We start from the raw sequence: 17,763 nt of genomic DNA, 5'->3' as shown, positions 1-17,763 counted from the left end.
CCTTGAATGGATCTGGGAGCGTAATCAGCCGCCGTTTGCGCTGTCCGCCGGGCCCATCAGGCGCTGCATGAGGTAGACGAATTGCAACGCCTGCAGCTTGGCGCGCTGGTCATTGTCGACCCCGCCGGAGTGACCCCCAGTGGTGTCCTCGAAATAGTAATAAGGCTGACCCAGTTCCTTGAGCTTGGCTGCACCCTTGCGGGCGTGCGCCGGATGGGTCCGGTCATCCGCGGTTGAGGCCCACAGGAACGGGGCGGGGTAATCCACGCCCGCCACGATCTTCTGATAGGGCGAATAGCCTTCAATCCAGGCGCGCTGTTCCGGGATGCGCGGATCGCCATATTCGCCGATCCACGATGCCCCGCGCCCGATCAGGTGATAGCGCAGCATGTCAAACAGCGGGATCTGCACGATCGCCGCGTTCAGCAGGTCGGGCCTCTGAGTAAAGAAGGTGCCGACCAGCAACCCGCCTTGCGAGCCGCCTTGAATGCCGAGATGTTCGGGCGAGGTGAAGCCGCGCTTTACCAGATCCTCACCCACGGCGATGAAATCATCCCAGGTGCGCTGCTTGTTTTCGCGGATCGCACTCTGGTGCCACATCGGCCCGAATTCCCCGCCACCGCGCATATTGGCGAGCACATAGGCGCCGCCCTTTTCGACCCACAGCTTGCCGGTGCTTCCAAGGTAGCCGGGCAGGCGTGGCACCTGAAAGCCGCCATAGCCAGTGAGCAGCGTGGCCGTGTTGCCGTCCAGCACCATGCCCTTGGGCTTGACGACGAAGTAGGGGATCTTGGTCCCGTCCTTGCTGGTCGCCTCGTGCTGTTCAACATCCATGCCGGCCGCGTCGAAATATTCCGGCCCACGCTTCACCTGTTCCAGCGAGGTGCCATCCTCGGCGTAGAACCACGTGCCGGGGCTGAGGAAATCGGTCGAGGTGAACATGATCTGGTCGGTCTCGTCCGACGAAGCCGCGATGCCGACTGTGGCATTGTCGGGCAGGGCGAGCGTGGTGCTGGTCCACTGACCATCAGCGTAATCAAACTTTAGCACCCGCCCGCGCACATTGTCGAGCAATTGCACGAACAGGCTGCTCTTGGTGGTGGTCGCGCCCAATTTGGTCTGGCGGTCGGCCGGGGCCCACACGAGCGTCATTTCGACGCCGTTGGGATCGGCTTTCCATGCTTCCAGATCAGCAGAGACCAGCGAGTCCGCCGGGAAAGTTTGATCGCCGCGCTTCCATTCGACATCGGTCGAGATCAGAATCTGCCCGTCAATGATGCCGTAAAGCCCGGCCTTGGTTGGCAGGTCGAGTTGCAGCCACTCACCGTCCTTCTCAAAGTAATACAGCCGCTCGTGGAACGAGATGCCACGATAGGCGGTGCGTCCGTGGATCACGGCATTGCCATCGCGCAGCAGCGATGCGCCTGACGAGACATCGGTCTTGTCACCGCGGAAGATTTCGGGCGCGTCCTCGATCGCGGTCCCGCGCTTCCACAGCCGAGTGGTGAAGGGGTATTCGCTTTCGGTGGTGGTCTCGGGCGTGAAATTGCGGCTGATCAGCAGCGAGTCCGCATCGAGCCATTGGGACGAACCCTGGCTTTCAGGCAGTGCGAAGCCGCCTTCGACGAAGCTCTTGGTGGTCACATCGAACTCGCGGCCTAAGCTCGCGTCCTTGCCGCCATCCGACAGGTAGACCATGCAGCGCGTGCCTTCGGGTGGCAGGCAGGACATGCCGCCATAGACCCATTCCTTGCCCTCGGCCGCAGCGAGCGCGTCGATATCGAGGATGGTTTCCCATTCGGGCTTGTCCGAACGCCAGCTTTCCAGCGTCGTGCGGCGCAGCAGGCCCTTGGGGTTCTTGGCGTCCTGCCAGAAATTGATCATGCCGTGCGGGGTGAATGCGACACCGGGGATGCGATCATCGGAGTTGAAGATCGCCAGCGCTTCGGCCTTCAGCTGCGCATAGCGCGGATCGGCCTCGAACGCGGCCAGCGTGCGTGCATTTTCCTGGGCCACCCATGCCAGCGCCTCGGGGCTGCGGGCTTCTTCGAGCCAGATATAGGGATCTTGCTCGGGGCCGGGGACACCGTCCACGGGAGGCGGGGCCGTGGTGGTCTGCGCGACAGCGCCGCTGTTTGCAGTAACGGTCATGGCAAGCGCCAATGCGAGAGTTGAGACAAGTTTCAAACGTCCTCTCCTTCGGGATTCCTGCGCAATGTTCTGACGCGGCGCGGGCACAAAGGGAAGGGGATACAAACAAAAAGGGCGGACCAACGGCCCGCCCTCTTGCGACTTTTCAAAGAAGATAGGTTCAGCCTTCGACGTGTTCGGCGAGGACAGTCAGCCCCTTTTCGTTCACTTCGGCAAAACCGCCGCGCACCTGAATGATTTCGGGCGCCGCGTTCGCCGTAGCGAAGACCTGAACCGCGCCATCGCGGATCGTGCTCATGAAAGGCGCATGGCCTTCCAGCACGCCGAACTCACCCTCGGTGCCGGGGACGACCACCATATGGACATCCTCCGACCGGACAAGCTTGGCAGGGGTGACGAGTTCGAAATGAAGGGGCATGTTGCCTTAGACCTCTTCAGCCATCTTCTTGGCCTTTTCGACCACCTGCTCGATCCCGCCGACCATGTAGAACGCCTGTTCGGGCAGATGGTCATATTCGCCGTCAACCACCGCCTTGAAGCTCTTCACCGTGTCTTCAAGCTGCACGAACACGCCCGGGATGTTGGTGAACACCTCGGCCACGTGGAACGGCTGGCTCAGGAACTTCTGGATCTTGCGTGCGCGGGCAACGATCAGCTTGTCGTCTTCAGACAGCTCGTCCATTCCGAGGATCGCGATGATGTCTTGCAGGCTCTTGTACTTCTGCAGCGTTTCCTGAACGCGACGGGCGGTTTCGTAATGCTCGTTGCCGACGACGCGAGGCTCAAGCACGCGCGAAGTGGAGTCGAGCGGATCCACTGCCGGGTAAATGCCGAGTTCCGAAATCGCCCGGTTCAGCGTGGTGGTCGCGTCAAGGTGAGCAAACGAAGCGGCCGGCGCCGGGTCGGTCAAATCGTCCGCAGGCACGTAAATCGCCTGAACCGAGGTGATCGAACCCTTGGTGGTCGAGGTGATGCGCTCTTGCAGCTTGCCCATGTCGGTGGCGAGGGTGGGCTGGTAACCCACCGCTGAAGGAATACGGCCGAGCAACGCCGACACTTCCGAGCCCGCCTGCGTGAAGCGGAAGATGTTGTCGACGAAGAACAACACGTCCTGGCCTTCGACGTCGCGGAAATATTCCGCCATCGTCAGCCCCGACAGTGCGACGCGTGCGCGGGCGCCCGGGGGCTCGTTCATCTGGCCGAACACCAGCGCCACCTTGGAGCCTTCCGAGGTCGCATTGCCCTCGGCGTCCTTGGCAATCACGCCCGCGTCAAGGAATTCGTGATACAGATCGTTGCCCTCGCGGGTGCGCTCACCCACACCGGCGAACACCGACACGCCGCCGTGGCCCTTGGCGATGTTGTTGATGAGTTCCTGGATCAACACAGTCTTGCCCACGCCTGCGCCGCCGAACAGGCCGATCTTGCCGCCGCGCGCATAGGGCGCGAGCAGGTCGATCACCTTGATGCCGGTCACAAGGATAGCCGCGTCGGTCGACTGATCGATGAACAGCGGGGCTTCCGCGTGGATCGGCATGGTGCTTTCTGCGCCAATCGGTCCGCGCTCGTCGATTGCTTCCCCGATCACGTTCATGATGCGGCCCAAAACCTTGGGGCCAACCGGAACGCTTATCTGCGCGCCGGTGTTGATCACTTCGCTGCCGCGCACGAGGCCTTCGGTCGCGTCCATCGCGATGGTGCGCACGGTATTTTCGCCAAGGTGCTGGGCGACTTCGAGCACCAGCGTCTTGTCACCGTTGCGGGTTTCGAGCGCGGTGAGGATCGCGGGCAGTTCACCGGGGAACTGCACGTCGACAACAGCGCCGATGACTTGGCTGATAACGCCATTGGTCGTTTGATTAAGAGCGGGGGCGGTGGCCATGATTGTTTCCTTGGCTTTCGATTAGAGCGCTTCTGCGCCCGCGATAATTTCGATAAGTTCGGTTGTGATCGCCGCCTGACGCTGGCGGTTGTAGATGATGGTGAGATTGCTGATCAGGTCGCCCGCGTTGCGCGTGGCGTTGTCCATCGCGGTCATCGACGCGCCCTGTTCTGAGGCTTCGCGTTCCAGCAATGCGCCGAAGAGCTGAGTGCGTACATAACGCGGCAGCAGCTCTTCGAGGATGTCCTCCTCGCTCGGCTCGTATTCGACCACCGAGTCCGCTTCGACCGCAATGGAAGGCGCAGGCACGGGGATCAGCTGATTGATCGTCGGATCCTGCGCCAGCGCCGATTTGAAGGTCGGGTAGATCAGGTGCGCCACATCGAACTTGCCAGCGTCAAACATGGCAATCAGTTCATCGGCGATGGCTTCAGCCTCGGTGAAACCGGGGGTCTTGACCGTGCTGGTATCGAACCCATCGCCAATCAGGGTCGGGTATTCGCGCTTCAAGGGCGCACGGCCCTTTTTGCCGACAAGGTAAAACTCCACTGTCTTGCCCGCCGCCAGCAACTCGCGGGCCTTGACCTTAGCGGCCTTGACGATGTTCGCGTTAAGGCCCCCGCACAGACCCTTGTCGGTGTTGACCACCACCAGAAGACGGCGCTGGTTCGAACCCGTGCCGCCGAGCAGCTTGGGCGCGCTGTCGCCGACGACCTTGCCCGCGAGGCTCGCCATCACCGCCGCAAGACGCATGGCATAGGGGCGCCCGGCTTCGGCCGCGGCCTGCGCCCGGCGCAGTTTGGCCGCTGCGACCATCTGCTTGGCCTTGGTGATCTTCTGGGTCGACTTGACCGAGTTGATCCGACCTTTCAGTTCCTTGAGGGATGCCACCGGGCGATACCTTTACGCGAACTGCTTGGCGAAGGCTTGCAGTGCAACCTTGGCCTTGTCAGCGACTTCGCCTTCAAACTTCTTGCTGGTGCGGATCTCGGTCAGCACGTCGCCGTGTTCGCGGCGCATGAACTCGAGCATCTGACTTTCATACTCGCCCACGCGGTTCACCGGGATGGTATCGAGATAGCCGTTTGTGCCGGCATAGATCGAAAGAGTCTGTTCCTCGAACGGCATCGGGCTGAACTGCTTCTGCTTGAGCAGCTCGGTCAGACGCGCGCCGCGGTTCAGGAGCTTCTGTGTCGAGGCATCGAGATCCGAGCCGAACTGCGCAAACGCCGCCATTTCGCGGTACTGCGCGAGATCCAGCTTCATCGAGCCCGACACCTTCTTCATCGCCTTGGTCTGAGCGGCACCGCCGACGCGCGACACCGAAAGGCCGACGTTAATCGCCGGGCGGATGCCCTGATAGAAAAGCCCGGTTTCCAGGAAGATCTGGCCATCGGTGATCGAGATCACGTTGGTCGGAATATAGGCCGAAACGTCACCCGCCTGCGTTTCGATGATCGGCAGCGCGGTGAGCGAGCCCGAGCCGTTGTCGGCGTTCATCTTTGCGGCACGCTCCAGCAAGCGGCTATGGAGGTAGAACACGTCGCCGGGGTAGGCTTCACGGCCCGGAGGGCGACGCAGCAGCAGCGACATCTGGCGATAGGCAACGGCCTGCTTGGAAAGGTCGTCATACACGATCACGGCGTGCATGCCGTTGTCGCGGAAATATTCGCCCATCGCGCAGCCGGTGTAGGGCGCGAGGTACTGGAGCGGTGCCGGCTCGGACGCGGTCGCGGCGACCACGATGGAATATTCCATCGCGCCGTTTTCTTCGAGCTGCTTGACGATCTGGGCGACGGTGGAACGCTTCTGGCCGACCGCGACGTAAACGCAGTACAGCTTCTTGCCTTCGTCATCGCCCGCGTTGGCTTGCTTCTGGTTGATGAAGGTGTCGATCGCGACAGCGGTCTTGCCGGTCTGACGGTCACCGATGATCAGCTCGCGCTGACCGCGGCCCACGGGGACCAGCGCGTCAATCGCCTTAAGACCGGTCTGCACCGGCTCGGAAACGGATTCGCGCGGGATGATGCCCGGCGCCTTCACTTCGACGCGGCTGCGCTTTTCAGCCACGATCGGACCCTTACCGTCGATCGGATTGCCCAGCGCGTCGACCACGCGGCCGAGCAGGCCCTTGCCCACGGGAACATCGACGATTGTGCCAGTGCGCTTGACGACATCACCTTCCTTGATTTCGGCGTCCGAACCGAAGATCACGACGCCGACATTGTCGGCTTCAAGGTTCAGCGCCATGCCCTGCACGCCGTTGGCGAATTCCACCATCTCGCCGGCCTGCACCTTGTCGAGGCCGTGGATGCGGGCGATCCCGTCACCCACGCTCAGCACGGTGCCGGTTTCGCTGACTTCGGCCTCGGTGCCGAAATTGGCAATCTGGTCCTTGATGACCTTGGAGATTTCTGCGGCGCGGATTTGCATGGGTCGTGTCCTTTAAGCCTGCATGGCTTTGGCAAGCGAGTTGAGACGGGTGCGGATCGAGGCATCAATGCGCTGCGATCCGATGGTGACGACGAGGCCGCCGAGCAGGTCAGGATCGACCGAGGCGGTAAGCATGACGGTGCGGCCTTCGCGTTGCGTCAGCTTGGTCTTGAGTGTGGCAAGCTGCTCTTCCGAGAGCGGATGCGCGCTGGTGACGGTTGCTGTCACTTCGCCGCGCTGGGCCGCCGCAATCGCCTTGAAGGCACTGATGATAGCGGGCAGTTTGGCCAGTCGACGGTTGGCGGACAGCACGCCGAGGAAATTGGCCGTCAGATCGCTCAGCTTCAGCTCTTTCGCAACCGCTGCCATCGCCTTGCCCTGCACATCACGGGCCAGTTCCGGGTTGGTGGTCAGCGCAGCGAGATCGGCTGATTCGGACAAGGCAGCGTTCAAGGTGCCAAGATCGCTCTCGACCGCCGTGACTTTGCCGTTTTCAGCGGCGAGATCGAACAGGGCCGAGGCATAGCGTCCAGCCAGGCTAGCCTTGATACCGGCGGAAATATCCACGCGTGTGCAATCCTCTTGCGAAGCTTCAACGAAAAAATGCCTGGGCCTAGGGAGCGGAAGAAGCACGAAGGCGCCGCCGCTAAGGTTGGCGCGCGCCTAGCAAGGGATTCCCGATGGTGCAAGCCGTGAGGGGCGGGAATTGTGCAGGTGCGAAGTACGATGAGCCTTATTGCGCAGGTGCAGCGCTCTTCGCGACGCACGAATAAACCAGGCGTTCATTGGGCCGTTCCGGCAGCCGCGCGATCAGCGCCGACTGCTGCTCGCCTAGGGTTCGCGCCGCATCACTAACCCCGCAAGCGGGCGGAGTGTAGGCCGCGCGGGCTGCGCGTGCCGCAGCCAGCGCGGTCTGCCCCAGCAGATAGCGGTCGGTGCGCAGGGTGCGCGTATCGGGATCATAGGTGTTGAGAGCCACCGCCGCATCCTCTTGGGCAGCGAAGACCCGCTGCCACTGGCCGCCTTGCCCAAGGCCATATTGCGTGCGTCCGTTGACGCACCCGTCGGCGGACCAATCGAAGGCGACATCGTCGGTCCGGGCGGCGGTCACGCGGCTGCGATCGGGCACGAGGGTGCAGATCAGTGCGCCTTCAGCCGCCAGCGAGGGTTGGCCTACGATGGCGGGCCCGCCTTGGGCTTCGGACAGGGCCGCGGCGACCAGGTCTTCGATCTCGGCAAGACCGGGACGCGTTATCCATAGCAATCCCGCAATCACCAGCGCAGTGATCGCTGCGCCCGCCGCCAGGATCACGTGCTTGCGCCGCGCGGCATCAGGGCGCCACACCGCCGCCGCGTAGCCGCTACCGATCGCCGCCAGAAGCGCGATCAAGGCGAGCGCCATGCGGTTTTCGCGTGCGGCCAGCACCTCCATCTGCGCTGTCAGCCGCGCGGTTTCGCGCAAGCCCCGCAGACTTTCAGCACGATCAGCCATCCGTGCGCGTGCCTGAGACTGCTGCGCTTCGAGGCGCTGGCGTTCGTCGGCGTTCAACTCGTCGATGGAGCGGCACGGGAGCGTGTTGGTGACCGGCTCCACCCCGTTTTCGCGCAGGAACGGGAGCAGTTCGCGCAAGGATACCGCGAAATAGAACTCCGCCTCGCCGCTGGCCGAATCTGCGCTGAAGCTGTTGACCCCGATCACCCGCCCGCACGGGTCAAGCAGCGGCCCGCCCGAATTGCCCCGCGCAATGGGCGCTGTGTGCAGGATCGTGTCAAATTGCCGCGAAGGCCGCTCGCCCGACAGGAAACCGCGTGATTTCACCGGGGGCTGGGCGCGGAAGATGTCCTCTATATCAAGCCCTTGGGCCAGATCGACATTCATCGGATAGCCAACCGCAGTCACCTCGCCCAGATTAGCGCTGGCCGCGCCTGCCAGGGCCAGCGGCGGCAGGCGCAGGCTGTTCGGCACGATTTCCAGCAGCGCCAGATCATTGCGCGGGCTGATTGCGACAACCCGTGCAAAGGCGCCGCCCTCGCCTTCGGGCGGAACGATCCCGATGCGTAGCGTATCGTCCTGCGTAGCCTGCGTTACCACATGGGCATTGGTGACAATCCGGGTGGACGAGACCGCGAAACCGGTGCCGTGGCTGATGGGGGTCGGCTCACCATTCTCTTCCCCGATCAGCACCACACGCACGACGCCGCGGGCGGCGGCGTCGACATCTCCGGGGTCAGCCGCGGCGGGCTGGGCCAGAGCAAAGGCGAGCAGAACAAGAGCAAGCAGGGCGCGAAGCATGGCCTGCCTATAGCCGCTTTTTGGGCGCCCGCGACAGCGAAGCGACACCGAGTGCTGACATTGAGCGCAATTGTCGGGGGTGCAGGGGCGGGCGGGGTGTGGCAGAGTGTTTCACGTGAAACATTTACAGAACATCACCGATGATGACCGCTGGCAAATCGCGCTGGCCAAGGACCGGCGGTATGACGGTTCCTTTGTCACGGGCGTGCATTCCACTGGGATCTATTGCCGCCCATCCTGCCCGGCGCGGGCGCCGTTGCGCAGGAATGTGCGGTTCTATGCGACTCCTGCCGAGGCGGAGGCTGCTGGCCTAAGGCCCTGTAAACGCTGCTCTCCTTCCACGCAAAGCGCCGAGGAGGCCTGCGTGCTGGCCGCGATCGCCGCGATCCGGGCAGGTGGCGCGATGACGCTGGCGGCGCTCAGCGATCTCACCGGCTATACCCCAACGCACTTCCAGCGCTTGTTCAAACGCACTGTCGGAATCTCCCCCGCTGCCTTTGCCAAAGCTTTGCGCGAAGAGCGGGTACGCGACACGCTGGCCACGGGTCTAAACGTGACCGAGGCCCTGTCTAAAGCGGGCTACGGGGGGTCTAAACAGTTCTACGCAGAGACGAAAGGCAAGCTGGGTATGGCACCGAATGACTGGAGCAAGGGCGGCGCGGGCAAGCGCGTGCATTGGGCGGTGCTGCCGACATCGCTGGGGCCGATGCTGGTCGGCGCGACCGACAAGGGCGTGTGCTGTCTGGCGTTCAATGAGGGCGAGGTCGAATTGCGGGCCCGCTTCCCCCGTGCAGAACTGGTGCCCGCGGGCCAGGATTTCCGTGCGCTGTTTGCGCAAGTTCTCGCAGCGGTCGAGCAGCCGGGCGCCAATGTATCGGGCAGCGCCGCCATCCCGCTCGACGTGAAAGGCACCGCCTTCCAGCAGCGCGTCTGGGACGAACTGCGCCGCATCCCAATCGGCGAGACGCGCTCCTATGGCGCGCTGGCGGCGGCGCTGGGCAACCCTAACGCCAGCCGCGCAGTCGGCGGGGCGAACGGGGCCAATCATGTGGCGGTGCTGATCCCGTGCCACCGCGTGATCGCCAGCGACGGGACGCTGGGCGGCTATGCCTACGGGCTGGAGATCAAGGCGCAGTTGTTGCGACGGGAGCAGCGGTGAGGGTTGGGACGCCTCCCGAAACGTCAGGGTGATTTGCCATTTGGCTTCCCTATTCGGCCAAGGCGTTGGAAGGGCCGCTTTTTCGGGATTGCAGATAAAACCTGCCGTTCAGCAAACGACCCCTTTGTAGACAAAGGCTCAGCTGCTATTCTGCGTCCATGGAGCGTGGCTATAAGGGTGGAACGTCGGCGGCTAGCAAGTTGGGTTGCGTCACCTCCGCATTGGTTGCAGTCCCCTTGTTCGCGTTTCTTTTGATCGGCGACGCACTAGGCGATTGTGTGCCCGATACCCCCTGCAAGCACGGCTTTCTCTCTCAAGTTCTCGTCCCGACGCTTGCTGTGGCCGTTGTAGTCGGGTTTGCGGTTTGGGCAGCGGTCAAGGCCGCGCGTCGGAATGACAGCTAACCACCCATCAGCAGTCATGAGCGGCGACTCGGCTTGATCCCAAAAGCGGCATGGCGGCTTTGCCTCGCTTCTGGAAAATTCCAGCCGTTCTGAAACCGACCAATTGCGGTCATCACGATCCAATGCGAAAAGCGTCTATGAGGCGACGTAGTCTGACAGACGAAGAAAGGCATTTCAGAAAGATTGGATCGGGCATTCCGATCTCGCGCTGGTGGCCAGTGGTCGCTGTCGTTGTTGGCGTGCTTATCGCTGCACTGAACACTGATTTCATAGAAAGCTGCGCTGGGTTGCCGTTGCACGAATACAGCGCACGGCGATCAGCAAGGATTGCCATGCTGTTCTCCTACCCCTGTAGCCCATATCTTTTGCGTGAGGGAGTGGGAGGCTGGCTGGTCTTTCTAAGCCTTTGGGCACCTTGGCCGTTCGCATTCGTCAACTGGCGCTGGGCGAAGCGTCAGCGAAAGTTTTGGAACGGAGAGAGGACCCGTGAGGCAGAACGCCGTAGGGCGAGACGCGATACCAAAATGCTCGATCGCGATTGACCGTTTTCCACCCACTTGCGGACATCACAAAAGCGGTTGCGCACCCCCAAAAGAAGACAGCGCGTTAACGATCCTCAAAAGAACAACTTCAGTGGGGATGGCATGCGCCCCCGCTTCGTCATTGCGAGCCGAAGGCATGGCAATCGAGGGCCTCACGTTTCCGCTTGCAGCTTGGTTCGGCTGTGGATTGCCGCGTCGCCTGCGGCTCCTCGCAATGACTTGGACAGGCCTCAATCCAGCTTCGGCGGCATCCCCGGTTCGCACTTGGCCATGGCGCGCTGATACGCTTCGCGCTCGCCGATGCGCTTCAGATAGGCTTGCAGGTTCGGCATCCCGTCAATGCGCATCCCGCTCATCGCGCGGCTGGTGGTGAGCTGGAAGCCCATCATGATGTCCGCCGTCGTCAGATGCGCACCGCCGAAATAGTCGGCCTCGCCCAGGCGCTGTTCAATCATGGCCCAGCTTTTCTGCATCCGGTCAGCCACGAAGGGCGGCAAATCCTTGGCGCCCATGAACTGCGCCACCAGCGCCATCATGCCGTTGGTCATGAAGGTCGCGTTGGCCCAGTGGTAATAGAACAGGTGATCGGTGTAATCGCTGTGGCCGGGCGGGGGCGATAGCGGAGTGCCCGGCGCATATTTGGCGATGATGTAATCCATGATCGCGCCGCTTTCGCCCAGCACCAGGTCGCCATCGGTGATCACCGGCGCAATGCCCATCGGGTGCAGCGCCTTGTAGTCATCGGGCGCCAGCCGGTTGTCGGCGCGGCGGGTGTAGAGCGTGCATTCGTAATCCAGCCCCAGCTCCTCGGCCAGCCAGACGATGCGTTCGGATTGCGACAGGCGCAGGTGGTGGATGGTCAGCACAGGCTTATCTCCCTTAGTCGGCGCGTTCAGCATTTCGCGCCCAGCCTTCGCGGGCAGGCTCCAGACTGTCGAGGAATTTCTCCGCGCTCTCCAGATATTCGCGCTGCTTCGCCTCTCCCATGCGATCCCAGGTGGCAAAGATGCGGCCGATGCGGTGGTTGCTTTCCAGCCGCTTGCGGTTGGCGTCCATGAAATGCCAGTACAGCGGGTTGAACGGGCAGGCGTCCGGCCCGGTCTTCTGCGCGACCTTGTAGCGGCACTTCTTGCAGTAATCGGACATCTTGTTGATGTAATTGCCGGACGCCGCATAGGGCTTGGTCGCCAGCTTCCCGCCGTCGGCATAGAGCACCATGCCAGCGACATTGGGCAGTTCGACCCACTCGAAGGCATCGGCATAGACCGCGAGATACCAGTCCTCAACTTCGCGCGGATCGATCCCGGCGATCAGGCAGAAATTGCCCAGTACCATCAGCCGCTGGATATGGTGCGCGTGGGCATCTTCGCGCGTGGTACGGATGCAGTCTGACAGGCAGCGCATATCGGTGTCGCCGGTCCAGAAAAACTCGGGCAACGGGCGGTGCGCGGCCAGTTCGTTCGCTTCGGCAAGGCCGGGCATGGTGTACCAGTAGAAGCCCCGCACATATTCGCGCCAGCCAATGATCTGGCGGATGAAGCCCTCTACGGAGTTTAACGGAGCGCTGCCCGATTTGTAGGCAGCCTCGGCCCGTTCGCACAATTCGATCGGATCGAGCAGCCCGATATTGAGGCTGGTCGACAGCATCGAATGGTACAGATCATCCGACCCGTGGACCATCGCGTCCTGATAGGGGCCGTATTTCTCGATCCGCTGGGCAAAGAAGGCATCGGCAGCTTCCAGCGCCTCGGCCCGCGTGACGGGCCAGCCGAAGGGCTCCAGATCGCCAAAGTGATCAGCAAAGCGGGCGCCGACCAGTGCGATCACGTCCTGTGTGATGTCATCGGGCGCGAATTTGGGGGCGGGGGGCGCTTTCATATCGCCTTTGGGGGGTTCGCGATTGTCGGCATCAAGGTTCCACTGATCGCCTTCGGGTTTGCCGTCAGACCGCATCAGGAAGCCGGTCTTCTTGCGCATGTCGCGGTAGAAATATTCCATCGTCAGATGCTTGCGCCCGTCTGCGAATTTGCGGAATTCGGCATGGGTAGCGATGAAGCGCGTGTCGGAGCAAATCGTGACCGGGCAGGGCAGGCGGTCCTCCCATTCGGCGATGGCCTGAGCCACGCGCCATTCGCCGCCTTCGGTGACACGCACTTCTGCCGGGGCATGGCGTTCACAGGCGCGGGCGACTTCGCCGGTGAAGCTGCCGGTGTTGGCATCATCATCCAGCGCGACGTAATCGACCGTCCAGCCTTCGGCGCGCAATTCAGCGGCGAAATGGCGCATGGCCGCAAAGATCAACACGATCTTCTGCTTGTGGTGTTTCACATAGGTCGCCTCGTCCCACACCTCCATCATCACGATGACGGTGTTGTCGGGCGAAAGGCCGTCGAGGCTGGACAGGTTGCGGGAAAGCTGGTCGCCGAGGATGGGGACAAGGATGGGTTGGGTCATGGGAAGGGTAATGATTGACCTCGCGATTGGTGCCTACACAAAACTGTAGGGATCAATATCCACGCCTACCCGGACGCCGGGGGCAAACTGCACGCCCGCAATCCAGGCGCGCAACACCGCTTGCAGATTGGCGCTGCGCTTGGCGTTCACGAGGAAGCGGTAACGGTACCGGCCGCGCAGCAGCGAGAGCGGCGCGGGCGCAGGACCGAGAACCTGAACATCGGCAAGGTGCGGGCGCACATCACCCAGCCGCATGGCCGCCTCGCGCGCTTCGCGCTCGTCCTCTGAGGAGATGATGATCGCCGCCCAGCGTCCGAACGGCGGGGCGCCGGCATCGCGGCGGCCTTGGGTTTCGGCGGCGTAGAAGGCGTCGCGGTCCCCGTCGGCCAGCGCGGCGATGACGGGCGCATCGGGATGACGGGTCTGGATCAGCACTTCGCCCGGCTTGGCCCCGCGCCCCGCCCGGCCAGCGACCTGCGCGATTTGCGAATAGGTGCGCTCGCCTGCGCGCAGGTCTCCGCCTTCAAGGCCGAGGTCCGCATCGACCACGCCCACCAGCGTCAATTCGGGAAAGTGGAAGCCTTTGGTGACCAACTGCGTGCCGATGATAATGTCGATCGCGCGCGCTTCGGCCTGCGCGATGAACGCTGCGGCGCGTTCGGGCGTGTTGAGCGTATCGGAAGTCGCCACCACCACGCGCGCTTGCGGGAACAAGTCGGCCACCTCGGCGGCGATCCGCTCCACGCCGGGGCCGCAGGCGACGAGGCAATCGCTCTCGCCGCATTCAGGGCAGGCGTCGGGCACTTGCGTTTCAAACCCGCAATGGTGGCAGGCGAGCCGCGCCGACAGGCGATGCTCGACCAGCCACGCACTGCAAGACGGGCATTTGAAGCGGTGCCCGCAATTGCGGCACAGCGTCAGCGGGGCATAGCCGCGGCGGTTGAGGAACAGCAGCGATTGCTCGCCTTTCTCCAGCCGGTCACGCAGAGCATCGATCAGCGGCCCGGCGAGCCAGCGCTGGCTGCCGGGCTTTTCTTCTGTCAGATTGATAAGTCGCACAGTCGGCAAGCTCGCGCCGCCGAAACGGCTGGGCAGATCAAGCTTCGTGTAAACGCCGATGTCGGCCATGTGCAGGCTTTCCAGCGCCGGGGTCGCGCTGGCGAGGATCACCGGCACGCCCTCAAACCGCGCGCGCATCACCGCCACGTCGCGGGCATTGTAACGCACCCCGTCATCCTGCTTGAAGCTGATCTCGTGCGCTTCATCGACCACGATCAGGCCCATGTTGGCGTAAGGCAGGAACAGCGCCGAGCGTGCGCCGACCACCACCTGCGCGGTTCCATCGGCAATTGCCCGCCAAGCCCGCCGCCGCTCGGTGGATTTCAGCGAGGAATGCCACAGCACCGGCGCCGCGCCAAAGCGGCTGGCAAAGCGGCTGAGGAAGTTCTCTGTCAGCGCAATTTCGGGCAGCAGGACGAGCACCTGCCGCCCCTGCCGGATCGCTTGCGCCACGGGTTCGAAATAGGTTTCGGTCTTGCCGGAGCCTGTCACTCCGTCGAGCAGGAAGGGGGCAAAGGCCCGCGCCGTGACTGCCGCGGTCAGGGTCGCGGCGACCTCGGCTTGCAAGGGCGACAAATCGGGCTGGTGGTGATCGGGGTCGGCGGGCGGGTAGGGCCGGTCGATATTGACGGTCACGGGCTCCAGCAGCCCCGCACCGGCCATGCCGCGCAGCACGCCTTCGGAAACGCCCGCTGCCGCTGCAAGTTCGCGCATCGTGCCCTGTTCGCAGCCAAGTTTCTCCAGCGCAGTCTTGCGCTGCGCGGTCAGGCGTCCCGTCGCCTCGGCCCCCGTCAGCCGGTATTCGGTCATGGTGGCAGGCCCGCCCAGCGCGCCGCCGCTGGCCAGCGCCATCCGCGCCACGCTCGCAAGCGGCGCGCAGTAATAATCGGCCGTCCATTCAATCAACCGCCTAAGGGATGTGGGCAAGGGTGGCACGGGCAGCACCTCAAGGATCGGACGCAGTCGCTCATAGGCGATTTCGTCCCCCGGAAGGCGGCCTTCGTCCCACACGATGCCTGTCACCTTGCGCGGGCCGAGCGGCGCGATCACCACGCTGCCGGCTGGCGCGCCAACGCCATCGGGCAAGCGGTAATCCAGCGGGCCGAGCGCGGCGTTCAAAACAAGCAGGCGAATGCGGTTCATGTTGCCGCCATATGGGCACCGGCAAAGGACAAGGGCAACCCGGGAGACCCGACAAATGACCGCCATCACCACTTTCACCCCGACCCGCCGCCGCCTGCTCGTCGGAGCGGCCAGCGGGGCGACGTTGCTATTGCTCCCCGGCTGCACCGGCATGGGCGGCGGCTTCAGCATGGTCGAAGCGGTGCGGCGAATGCTGCTGCTGGCGTCGGAAAACGCCTTTGCGCGTCTGACCCAGCCCGGCGGTTTCTGGGATCAGCAGGTGGCGCAGGTGGGCCTCAATCAGGTGCTCGGCACCCGCGGCGATGTGCTGTCGCGGATTCTGACCTCGGCGCTGGTCAAGGATCGGCTGGAGGAACGCTTTGCCGACTTTGCCATCGACGCTAGCTTTCGCGCCGCCCCTGTAGTGACCGATGCGATTCAGATGATCGGCTTTAACAACGCCATCGCACTGGTGCGCGGCGGGCCGACGGCGGCCAGCACCTTCCTGCGCGGCGAGGTTGGCCCGGCGCTGATCAATGCGGTGGTGCCTGAACTGGGCGAGGCCATCCGGTTGAGCCGCGATCCAATCATCGGGCAGGCGCTATCCGCGCTGACGGGGGTGGATGCCGCAGCCGTGGCCGACCGGTTCGGGCGCGAGGTCGACAATGCGATCTGGGGCGAAATCGCGCGTGAAGAAGCCGCGATCCGGGCCAATCCGCAAGCCACGCGTGATCCTTTGCTGATCGGCGTGTTTGGCGTTGGGCGCATCTGACACCCGGTGGTTTTGGCAAGCAGCAGGCTAAAGTCTGATCAATGTCTTGAGCCAGATCACGTGGCTCATGCTGTCTTGTTGGTCCCTCGCGATAGCATATTGGTTCATGTAGCCGGTCAGGACTTCAACCTTTTCGGTAACCGGGACCACGATCCCCCCGAAGTTTCGGAACTGTTCGAAGCCAGAATCGAAATTCGGGCCGCCGTTGACGTTATAAAGCGCCTCGGTGAATAGCACCAACGCCGTTCCATTTTCGCGCACCGGAACGGTCGCCTGAGCGAGCAGCCGCGTGCGGATTATCTGATCAGGCAAGTTTTCATACTGGCGGCTTTCAACAAGGGAGCGGGTGTCAATTTTCAGCCCCGGACGGTCTAGCACGCGGTAATTCACCTCGGCGAAAGCGCGATGTTCAATCGTAATGCCGCTTTCCACCAGATTGCTTCGTGATCGAAAATAAGCGTAGCCGCCGCCGATCTGCAGATTGTCATTGGCCTGATAAGCGACGTAGGGCCTAAGCACGAATTGCCCCAATTCCGATACGTTCTCAGTGATGCGCTGTTGTGCTTCCAGCCGGACAAAGATGTTTTTGTCTTTATCGGCATAAAATTTGATGAATTGTGCGTTCCAAATTGCAACATCTTCATCGGCTGCCAGTGCGGAAACGGGCAGCACAGCTGCAACTAATGGCAACACGAAACGAAACAAATTCATGGGTTATCCAGTCACCAAAAAGTGCGTGTGCAGTTGCACAATGCCAGAGCCTGATAAAGTCAGGCCCTAATGTTTATCGCTCGTTTCGTCCGTTCGCTGGCTCGCATCAGCGAAACCTGTTTATCAAAAGCGATAGTTCAAAGTGACCTGCGGTACGTGACTCACTTTATCAGGCCGGCCGACGCCCGGGGTCAGTTGCACAAGATAGCCCGGCACGATGTCGAGCCTGTCGTTGATCTCGTAAATCACACCGATGGTGCCGCGCACCTGTTCGGTACCGCGATTGCCGGAATATCGGCGGGACTGGACGATGCCGAACCATTCCGCTGATCCTAACAGATCAACCTTTTCGGCAACCGGCAAAGTGTATTGTGCCCTCTGGCGGATGCGCAATTCAACCTGGTCCGCGCCATCAAACCAGCGTTGTTCAAAACGGGTGCGCAGGTCCAGGCCGCCCTTGGCATAGCGGAACTGTTGATGCGGGCGGATTTCGCTGATGGCGCCGGTCTGGAAGAAGGATAGCCCGCCGCCGATGCGCACGTCATCATCCAGACCTTTTTCCACGGTCACTCTCACCGTCTGCTGATCGGCGCCAAACACCGGATCGCGCCAGCGGTAGGAGGTGTCGATGGTGAGGAACACGTCTTCGTCTAGATGGCCTCTGACGAAACCGACCAGCCAGAATTGCGTATCTTCTTCACTCGCGCGCGCTTTGGACGGTTGCCAAGCTGCCAGCATGGCGGCAAGCAGCATCGCAAAGCGCATCAAGGCCTGTGTCATA

At 62.6% G+C, this 17,763-nt stretch carries 14 protein-coding genes; 2 read left to right on the top strand and 12 right to left on the bottom strand.

The annotated features are described in order from the left end of the window. Positions 1-24 precede the first annotated feature (24 nt). The 7 genes from ACRANW_RS12870 to ACRANW_RS12840 all read right to left on the bottom strand — a co-directional run bounded on the left by ACRANW_RS12870 (position 25) and on the right by ACRANW_RS12840 (position 8,759). Positions 25-2,151: a prolyl oligopeptidase family serine peptidase gene (locus ACRANW_RS12870; protein WP_479432165.1), complete on the bottom strand. Its 2,127-nt coding sequence runs from the start codon at positions 2,149-2,151 to the stop codon at positions 25-27. 160 nt (positions 2,152-2,311) lie between these two features. Further along, positions 2,312-2,569 carry an ATP synthase F1 subunit epsilon gene (locus tag ACRANW_RS12865; RefSeq protein WP_301751621.1) on the bottom strand — a complete coding sequence of 86 codons (258 nt, stop codon included), beginning with the start codon at positions 2,567-2,569 and terminating at the stop codon, positions 2,312-2,314. Between the two features lie 6 nt (positions 2,570-2,575). Next, positions 2,576-4,033, bottom strand: coding sequence for a F0F1 ATP synthase subunit beta (gene atpD / locus ACRANW_RS12860; protein WP_479432164.1), 1,458 nt, complete (start codon positions 4,031-4,033; stop codon positions 2,576-2,578). Between the two features lie 21 nt (positions 4,034-4,054). After that, on the bottom strand, positions 4,055-4,924 hold the full coding sequence (locus ACRANW_RS12855; RefSeq protein WP_479432163.1) for a F0F1 ATP synthase subunit gamma: 870 nt from the start codon (positions 4,922-4,924) through the stop codon (positions 4,055-4,057). A 12-nt stretch (positions 4,925-4,936) separates the two neighbouring features. Next, a complete protein-coding gene (gene atpA, locus ACRANW_RS12850; protein WP_479432162.1) occupies positions 4,937-6,466 on the bottom strand; it encodes a F0F1 ATP synthase subunit alpha in 1,530 nt (509 codons plus the stop codon). 12 nt (positions 6,467-6,478) lie between these two features. Then, positions 6,479-7,033: a F0F1 ATP synthase subunit delta gene (locus ACRANW_RS12845; protein WP_479432161.1), complete on the bottom strand. Its 555-nt coding sequence runs from the start codon at positions 7,031-7,033 to the stop codon at positions 6,479-6,481. A 166-nt stretch (positions 7,034-7,199) separates the two neighbouring features. Continuing rightward, positions 7,200-8,759 (bottom strand): S1 family peptidase, encoded by a 1,560-nt coding sequence (locus ACRANW_RS12840; RefSeq protein ID WP_479432160.1) that lies wholly within the window; start codon positions 8,757-8,759, stop codon positions 7,200-7,202. A gap of 115 nt (positions 8,760-8,874) precedes the next feature. Here ACRANW_RS12840 and ACRANW_RS12835 point away from each other — a divergent pair, with 115 nt between their 5' ends. Further along, positions 8,875-9,918: a bifunctional transcriptional activator/DNA repair enzyme AdaA gene (locus tag ACRANW_RS12835; RefSeq protein ID WP_479433950.1), complete on the top strand. Its 1,044-nt coding sequence runs from the start codon at positions 8,875-8,877 to the stop codon at positions 9,916-9,918. A gap of 1,176 nt (positions 9,919-11,094) precedes the next feature. On the opposite strand, the gene ACRANW_RS12830 is transcribed toward ACRANW_RS12835, so the two are convergent. Genes ACRANW_RS12830 through ACRANW_RS12820 form a run of 3 tightly spaced genes read right to left on the bottom strand, consistent with a single transcriptional unit; the run spans position 11,095 to position 15,520 of the window. Further along, complete coding sequence (locus ACRANW_RS12830; protein WP_479432159.1) at positions 11,095-11,730, bottom strand: glutathione S-transferase family protein; 636 nt, start codon at positions 11,728-11,730, stop codon at positions 11,095-11,097. Between the two features lie 13 nt (positions 11,731-11,743). Next, positions 11,744-13,318, bottom strand: coding sequence for a cryptochrome/photolyase family protein (locus tag ACRANW_RS12825; protein ID WP_479432158.1), 1,575 nt, complete (start codon positions 13,316-13,318; stop codon positions 11,744-11,746). Between the two features lie 33 nt (positions 13,319-13,351). Beyond that, a complete protein-coding gene (locus ACRANW_RS12820) occupies positions 13,352-15,520 on the bottom strand; it encodes a primosomal protein N' (RefSeq protein ID WP_479432157.1) in 2,169 nt (722 codons plus the stop codon). A 55-nt stretch (positions 15,521-15,575) separates the two neighbouring features. Between ACRANW_RS12820 and ACRANW_RS12815 the strand changes: the two genes are divergently transcribed. Further along, positions 15,576-16,271: a DUF4197 domain-containing protein gene (locus ACRANW_RS12815; RefSeq protein ID WP_479432156.1), complete on the top strand. Its 696-nt coding sequence runs from the start codon at positions 15,576-15,578 to the stop codon at positions 16,269-16,271. Between the two features lie 27 nt (positions 16,272-16,298). Here ACRANW_RS12815 and ACRANW_RS12810 read toward each other — a convergent pair whose 3' ends face one another. Both ACRANW_RS12810 and ACRANW_RS12805 read right to left on the bottom strand, forming a co-directional pair. Continuing rightward, positions 16,299-16,982, bottom strand: a complete 684-nt coding sequence (locus ACRANW_RS12810; protein ID WP_479432155.1) for a DUF2490 domain-containing protein — start codon at positions 16,980-16,982, stop codon at positions 16,299-16,301. 123 nt (positions 16,983-17,105) lie between these two features. Then, positions 17,106-17,762, bottom strand: coding sequence for a DUF2490 domain-containing protein (locus ACRANW_RS12805; RefSeq protein WP_479432154.1), 657 nt, complete (start codon positions 17,760-17,762; stop codon positions 17,106-17,108). Position 17,763: the final 1 nt, after the last annotated feature.

This window comes from Erythrobacter sp. 'gip.4 top 5' (genome assembly GCF_056495765.1).
Note: the sequence above shows the minus strand (reverse complement) of the source record. Positions and strands in the feature narration are given on the sequence as shown.